The following is a 6,455-nucleotide window of genomic DNA, read 5'->3' on the forward strand; positions in this document are numbered from 1 at the left end:
GCCCCGGGCGCACCCTGGCCGGTGGACGGACTGACGCTGCCGGGAAGCACGGCGGCTTCCCGGCAGCGGGGCATTACTTGACGGGCTTCACCTTGATCTTGTCCAGGCGGGGACGAAGAAGGCTGACGTGGTTGCGCTCCATTGGTGCACCTCCTCTCATGGGGTCGGGGCCGGGGGGCGATGGCCTGCCGGGCGGAAACCTCCGGCGGGCCGCCGGTGCCGCACCGTGGCGCGGTACCGGTGGTTCGGGGATCCATGCGCCGCTAGGCGGCTCATGGGCCGGGCTCATGGGTCCATGAGCCCGTGCGGCCGTGTGTTCGATGGCCGCGTGCGGGTGGTCGTGTGCGAGTGGTCGCGTGCGAGTGGTTGTGTCGGCTGGTCGTGTGGTCATGTGCCGAACTCGATGGCTCCGGTGCGCCGTCCGCGCTGCGCCACCCGGCCGAAGGCGAGGACGGCGACGGCCAGCCAGCCGGCTCCGACGGCCGCACCGAGCGAGGCCTGCTGCAGCACCCGGACGGCCGGAGCGCCGTCGACGAGGGCGCGCAGCGCGGCGAGTTCGTGGGTCAACGGCAGCGCCTGGGCCACCGCCCGGACGGGCCCGGGCCAGTAGCCGGTCGGAACCTGCACCCCGCAGACCGCCATCATGCCGAGGTAGGCCGTGTTGGAGACGACGTTGCGCAGGGTCGGCCGGTCGGCGACCAGGGCGGCCAGCGTGAGCCCGAAGCAGTAGGTCCCGAGCGCCGTCAGCACGACCAGCACCACCGCCACCGGGACGGTGCCCGGGGTCCAGCGCAGCCCGAAGAGGGGGCCCAGGGCGAACAGCGCGGCCGACGAGGTGGCCGTACCGCTGACGACCCACTGCAGACTGCGCACGACGAAGGTCCAGGCGAGCTGTGACGGCGCCGCGACCAGCAGCGGCAGGGTGCCGAGCGAGCGTTCCCAGGCGCTGGAGGCGACGACCATGGTGGCCTCGATGGCGCAGGCCATCAGGGCGTTGCCGGTGACCAGGAACCGTTCGTCGCCGCCGGCGCCGGTCAGCCGTCCGACGAGGGTGAAGAACAGCACCTGGCTGAGCATCCGGACCAGCCAGCCGAACAGCCAGGTCCGCCAGGTGTAGACGGCGGTCAGCTCGGCCAGGGCGATCGCGGTTCCGTGCCGCAGAATGGTGAGCGCCTTGTGGCGCGGGCCGTTCGTCATGCGTGCCCCAGGCTGCCCAGGATGCGCACGCGGACGAGCACACGCCGCAGCAGCAGTGTGGCGCAGCCCAGACCGGCCGCCGCGAGCAGGCTCAGCGCCAGCAGCTGCACGGGCAGGTGCCGGGGCTCGTCCGGCCGGAAGGCGGAGCGCAGCAGGTCGGCCGACCAGGACAGGTAGATCAGGCGGCTGACCGGATGCAGCCAGTGGGGGAGCACACCCACGGGTACGACGATGCCGGACAGCAGGTAGAAGGGAAAGCTCAGCGAGTTCTGGTAGGGCCGCCCGCGCCGGGTGAGCACCAGCACCGCCGCGATCACCGCCGCCGTGCACGCAGTGGTGAGACAGGACGCGAGGATGCCGGCGACCAGGACGACCGGGTGATGCACCGTCAGGTGGACGCCGAAGCACAGGCCGACCGACCAGGCCTCGGCGAAGGCGATCAGGCCTGCCGCGGTCACGGCGCAGATGCGTCCGCCGATGACCAGGGCCATCGGGGCGGGGGCCGCCACCGTGGGTTCGAGGGTGCCGCTGTAGCGGTCCCGCTCGATCAGGTCTCCGGCGGTGAACAGCCCCAGCGACCAGAGCGCCATCAGCATGGGGGCGATGACCGCGTTGGCGGCGATGCCGGGCCGGGTGGGGTCGTCGGTCATCGCCAGGAGGATCAGGGTGTACAGCGGCACGGTCGCCAGGGTGTGCAGTTCGCCGGGGGACCGGCGCAGCAGGGCGGCCTGCAGGCTCAGGCCGGCCAGGAAGGGCCTCATCCGAGGACCTCCATGCCGCGCTCGCCGATCAGCGCCAGATAGACCTCTTCGAGCCCTGGACGCGAGGTCGCCAGTTCGGTGACGCCGGCGTCCACCAGAAGCCGCAGGACGGGTGCGAGCGCCTCCCGGTCGCTCACCTCGATCACGGTGGTGCCGCGGGGATCGGTGCCGACGGTGACCACACCGGGGCGGACCCGGATCTGCCCGGCCAGCTCGTCCGGGACACCGGTCGCCTCGATGCGCTCGTGCCGCAACAGGAGCGAACCGAGTTCACGGGGCGTTGCCGTACGCAGGATGCGCCCGCCGTCGATGAGTGTGGCCCGGTCGCAGACGGCCTCGGCCTCCGCCATGTCGTGGGTGGTGAGCAGGACGGATCGCCCTTCCTGGCGCAACTCGCCGATCAGGGCCCGGAAGTCGCGGGCCGCGACGGGGTCCATGCCCGTGGTCGGCTCGTCGAGCAACAGGACACGCGGGCCGTGCATCAGCCCGCGGGCGAGGTGGAGACGCTGCTTCATGCCCCGCGAGAACGTCTCCACACGCTCGTCGGCGTGCGCCGTGAGGCCGAAGCGCTCCAGGAGCCCGGCGGCGCGCTGCCGGATCTCGCGGCCGGGTACGCCGTACAGGGCACCCCAGTAATGCAGGTTGCGCCGGGCGGAGAGCCTGCCGTACAGCCCCCGGTCGCCGCCGAAGACGCATCCGATCAGCGGGCGGACCGCGGCGAGTTCGCCCACCACGTCGTGTCCGAGGATCCGTGCGCTTCCCGCGCCGGGTACCAGGACGGTGGCGAGGATCTTGCACAGAGTCGTCTTGCCCGCTCCGTTGGGGCCGAGCAGTGCGTGCACCTCGCCCTCGCCGACCGACAGGTCGATGCCGTCGAGGGCGATGCGCGCGGTCCCCCCGCTGCGCGAGGGCGGGAAACTTCGGTGCAGCCCGAGGACCTCCACGGCGTTCATCGCAGAGCCTCCACGGGACTGGGGACGGCGAGGGGCAGTGCGTCGAGCAGGCGCATCAGCCCCGACTCGCCGACGCACGTGGCGCGGTACTCGCACATGAGGTCGATCTTCTCCGGTGAGCCGTCGTACCCGATGGGGGGTGGTGCATCGGTGATCCGCGCGAGCACGGGAAGGCCTGTGGCGCGGGTGAGGCGCTCGGCGGCGGCATCGGCGGCCGGGCGGTCGCTCACCCGGTTGAGCACGAAGCCGAGCAGGAGAGTGCGCAGGGCAGGGGTCAGCCGGTCCGCGAGTCGGGAGGCGCCCTCGGGATCCGGGTGCCGGGCGCTGGTGACGACGACCACCGGCCGTCCCGCCCGCTCCGGAAGGATCTGGTTCGCGAGGTCGGCGGCGGCGGGCAGGTCGCCGACCCCCGCGGCGCCCTCCACGAGGAGCCACGGCACCCGGTCGGCGAGTCGCTGGAAGCCCTCCTCGACCGCTTCCTGGCAGCGACGGCGCAGCCGGTCCGGCAGGGAGCCGAGATCGAGGCGGTCGGCCCCGGTCACCGGGACCCGTCCCAGGCGCCGGCCGCGTACGTAGAGATCACCCTCGTCGGCGCGCGGGGCGGGGAGGTCCACCAGTACGGGGTTGTGCCACCAGTGGGGGACCACCCCGGCGGCCGCGCAGCTCTGGACCACACCCCGGCGCCAGGGCGGCAGCGACCGCCCGGCGTACTCGTCCGGGGTGACGACGGCGACCGCCTTGAACGGTGCGCAATGCGTGCCCCGCCGGGAGAGATTACGCAGAATGCCGATCGAGACGCCCGTCTTGCCGACTCCTGCGGACATTCCGAGAACCGTGACGCCCGGTCCGAGAAAAGGAGTGGACTCTGCTTCTCTCATAGCGAGTGCCGTTCCTTCCCTGTAGTTATTCGGCTGCGCCGTCCCGACCATGGTCACACGGCTATGACTATGAAGTCAATATCGTAGTCACAAGCGCAGGTGTGGATCCGGAGCTCGCTCGGTCACGGTTCGCCGAGTCGTCCGGACGGAAAAGGGGAGGGGTACGAAGAAGCCCGTGGACCACGAGTGGTCCACGGGCGGGGAGGGGGTGCGCGAGATCGTCAGCCGTCGGCGGCGGCGGGAGTCGGTTCAGTGGCGGAAACGGTGCCGGAGCGGTACCCGAGGCAACGCAGGCTCTCCCGGTAGGCCGCGAGGCTGCCCCGTTCGTCCCCTGACTCCTGCTGGATCTCGGCCAGCTCGGCCCAGGCGAAGCCGGCCTGGCGGGTGGCCTCGGACGCCTCCAGGGAGAGGGCGGCCCGCTCGCACGCCGCGCGGGCCCGCTCGGCGTGGCCCTGCCGCAGCTCGGCCCTGGCCAGCACCAGAAGTGCCCGGGCGCTCTGCAGACGGTGTCCGGTGCCCAGCAGGGTCAGTGCGGACCGGGCTCGGTCCGCGGCGGCCGCACTGTCGTCCAGTGCCAGGTCGGCACGGGCCATCGCCGTCTGGCAGTAGGCCTGGTCGACGGTGCTGCCGTGCTGGTCGAGTTCCTGTTCCGCGAGGGTCAGCTGCTGCTTCGCGGCGGGCGCGTCCGGGGTCTCGGCGTCCAGCAGCACCACCGCGTAGGCGTTGCGCAGCCGGGCCATGGCCCGCTGGTCCTCGCCCTCCGCGTAGAGGGCCAGGGCCTTGCGGATGAACGTCAGGGCGTCCGCCGCCCGGCCGTTGCGGTGGGCGACGAGGCTGGCGTTCCAGTACGCGGCGCCCCGGGCCCGGTTGTCGGTGAGCTGTTCGGCCTGCTCGATGGCGCGGGAGGCGAGGTATCCGGCGCGGTGCAGGTCGCCCCGCTCGGTGTACAGCCCCACCAGGGTCGACATCAGTTCGATCGCGGTGACGGACGACGGGATGTCCAGCCGCTGCAGGTCGGTCAGCTTCGACTCGGCCAGCTCCACGGCGTGCGCGAGGTCGCCGAGTTCCCGGTAGCAGCGGCACAGCGCGATGACCACGGTCAGGTCCGCGACCGCGCTCGGTGGCTGCCCCTGGCTCTCGGTGTCGCCCTCGCGCAGCCGCTCGTACTCGACCAGTGCCTCCTCGAGGCGGCCGAGCGCCTCGAGCGAGCGCGCCACACCGAGGCCCACGGCGGACCGGACGTCCGCCGGTCCGTCGTCGCCCACGCGCTCCCGGACGCCCAGGAAGGCGCTCAGTGCCGCCTCGGGCTCGCCGTTCGCCAGGGACATCTCCGCGTAGGAGATCTCCACCTCGAGACTGCCGGGGAGCTCGGGTGCGAGACATTCGAGCAGGTATCCGGGCTCGCATTCCAAGCGCGCGGCAATGCGGCGGAGTACCTCCTCGGAAGGGGTGCGCTTTCCGCTCTCCAGGAGCGAGATATAGCTGTGCGAGAGATCGCTGCCCGCGAGGTCGGTCTGCGACATTCGCCTCAGCCGGCGCTGGCGACGGATCCGCGACCCCAATTCCGCCATGTCGGACACTGGACTCAGCCTTCCCGGTATGTTACCGGGAAGTTAACCAGATGGTTCAACATGCAGTCAAGCCGTTCAGCAGCAGGGCGGGAAATCCGTATCCACCGAGGCGGCCCGGGCGGGTGCCGATGCGGAGCCCTGAGCCCGGGCCGCGGACGGTTCTGCCGTCGCCCCGCTCATGAGCGCCAGCAGGGACACCAGGGTCAGGGCGGCGACGGCCGCGACGGCCGGCGTGCGGCGCCGTGAGGTTCCGGACGCGTGGGTGACGGTGGAGGTGGTCATGGGGATTCTCCTCGTGCTCGTGAGCTTCGCCGGTGTCCCGCTCCACGGCCGGGGCGGACCGGAGCACCGTTGCCTGGAGCGACCTTGAGGCATCCCGATCTACGTTCGATCCCCGCACGCTGTACGCCCGTGCGGAGAACGGCGGACGCTCGTAGAGGCGCCGTTGATCACCCGCCGACACAATCCGCGCCATGGAACTCGTCACGGCCCGTCGGCTCCTGGCCGCATACGCGATGCTCGGCGGCCACGACCGCCCCTGTGTGCCGCACGACGGCCCCTCCGCGCCGGGAGGGACGCACGAGGCGGCAGCCGGTGCGGCGAGAGGGACCGGCGAGGCGGCAACCAATCCGGCGAGAGGGACGGACGAGGCGGCAGCCGGTGCGGTGGGAAGGAAGAACGAGGCGGCAGTCGGTGCGGTGGGAGAGCCGGACGATGCGGCGGCTCCCGAGCACGTCCTCCGCACGGTCTCCGGACTCCTCTTCCGTCTCACGGCTCTGACGGCTGCTCACGGGCCGGACGCTCCCAGGGGGTTGCTGGACGCGCTCGCCTCGTCGCCCGGCGCCGCCCACGCCGCCGGTGCCGTACAGACCGTCCTGTCGTTCCTGGAGACCGGCCGGCAACCTGGCGAAGCCGTGCACAGCGGCGAGGTCCTGCGCGCCCTGAGCCGCCGCACGTACGGTTCGCAGAGCCTTCCGTGCCGCCCCGACGACCGTCCCTGCGGTGCCGATCGTGACCGGGGCCGACCGTCGGCGGCGGGCCCGCCGCCCCCGCCCCGACCACGCCCGCCGAGCCAGCCGGCGCGCGCCCCAGCGA

At 72.3% G+C, this 6,455-nt stretch carries 7 protein-coding genes; 1 reads left to right on the forward strand and 6 read right to left on the reverse strand.

Annotated elements, in window-relative coordinates:
• Positions 1–387: 387 nt before the first annotated feature.
• The 6 genes from AB0H32_RS45735 to AB0H32_RS45760 all read right to left on the reverse strand — a co-directional run bounded on the left by AB0H32_RS45735 (position 388) and on the right by AB0H32_RS45760 (position 5,642).
• Positions 388–1,197 carry an ABC transporter permease gene (locus AB0H32_RS45735; protein WP_361134834.1) on the reverse strand — a complete coding sequence of 270 codons (810 nt, stop codon included), beginning with the start codon at positions 1,195–1,197 and terminating at the stop codon, positions 388–390.
• Positions 1,194–1,958, reverse strand: a complete 765-nt coding sequence (locus tag AB0H32_RS45740; protein ID WP_361134837.1) for an ABC transporter permease — start codon at positions 1,956–1,958, stop codon at positions 1,194–1,196. Before AB0H32_RS45740 ends, AB0H32_RS45735 begins: the two co-directional genes overlap by 4 nt.
• The gene (locus AB0H32_RS45745) at positions 1,955–2,911 is read right to left on the reverse strand and encodes an ABC transporter ATP-binding protein (protein ID WP_361134840.1); all 957 of its coding nucleotides are present in this window, start codon (positions 2,909–2,911) and stop codon (positions 1,955–1,957) included. The genes AB0H32_RS45740 and AB0H32_RS45745 overlap by 4 nt, the downstream gene beginning before the upstream one ends.
• Positions 2,908–3,840 carry a hypothetical protein gene (locus AB0H32_RS45750; RefSeq protein WP_361134852.1) on the reverse strand — a complete coding sequence of 311 codons (933 nt, stop codon included), beginning with the start codon at positions 3,838–3,840 and terminating at the stop codon, positions 2,908–2,910. The genes AB0H32_RS45745 and AB0H32_RS45750 overlap by 4 nt, the downstream gene beginning before the upstream one ends.
• 170 nt (positions 3,841–4,010) lie before the next feature.
• Entirely contained in the window at positions 4,011–5,360 is a 1,350-nt protein-coding gene (locus AB0H32_RS45755) for a helix-turn-helix transcriptional regulator (RefSeq protein WP_361134843.1), read from the reverse strand.
• Between the two features lie 75 nt (positions 5,361–5,435).
• Positions 5,436–5,642, reverse strand: coding sequence for a hypothetical protein (locus AB0H32_RS45760; RefSeq protein WP_361134846.1), 207 nt, complete (start codon positions 5,640–5,642; stop codon positions 5,436–5,438).
• A gap of 191 nt (positions 5,643–5,833) precedes the next feature.
• On the opposite strand from AB0H32_RS45760, the gene AB0H32_RS45765 reads away from it, so the two are divergent.
• On the forward strand, positions 5,834–6,455 hold a 622-nt coding region (locus AB0H32_RS45765; RefSeq protein ID WP_361134849.1), incomplete at its 3' end, for a hypothetical protein.

The organism is Streptomyces sp. NPDC020362 (genome assembly GCF_040642095.1).
Taxonomy (GTDB): domain Bacteria; phylum Actinomycetota; class Actinomycetes; order Streptomycetales; family Streptomycetaceae; genus Streptomyces.

Excerpts from the sequence above, each read along its gene's own strand:
- AB0H32_RS45745 (WP_361134840.1), bottom strand. The coding sequence starts at position 2,911 with ATGAACGCCGTGGAGGTCCTCGGGCTGCACCGAAGTTTCCCGCCCTCG.
- AB0H32_RS45760 (WP_361134846.1), bottom strand. The coding sequence starts at position 5,642 with ATGACCACCTCCACCGTCACCCACGCGTCCGGAACCTCACGGCGCCGC.
- AB0H32_RS45755 (WP_361134843.1), bottom strand. The coding sequence starts at position 5,360 with ATGGCGGAATTGGGGTCGCGGATCCGTCGCCAGCGCCGGCTGAGGCGA.
- AB0H32_RS45750 (WP_361134852.1), bottom strand. The coding sequence starts at position 3,840 with ATGGTCGGGACGGCGCAGCCGAATAACTACAGGGAAGGAACGGCACTC.
- AB0H32_RS45740 (WP_361134837.1), bottom strand. The coding sequence starts at position 1,958 with ATGAGGCCCTTCCTGGCCGGCCTGAGCCTGCAGGCCGCCCTGCTGCGC.
- AB0H32_RS45735 (WP_361134834.1), bottom strand. The coding sequence starts at position 1,197 with ATGACGAACGGCCCGCGCCACAAGGCGCTCACCATTCTGCGGCACGGA.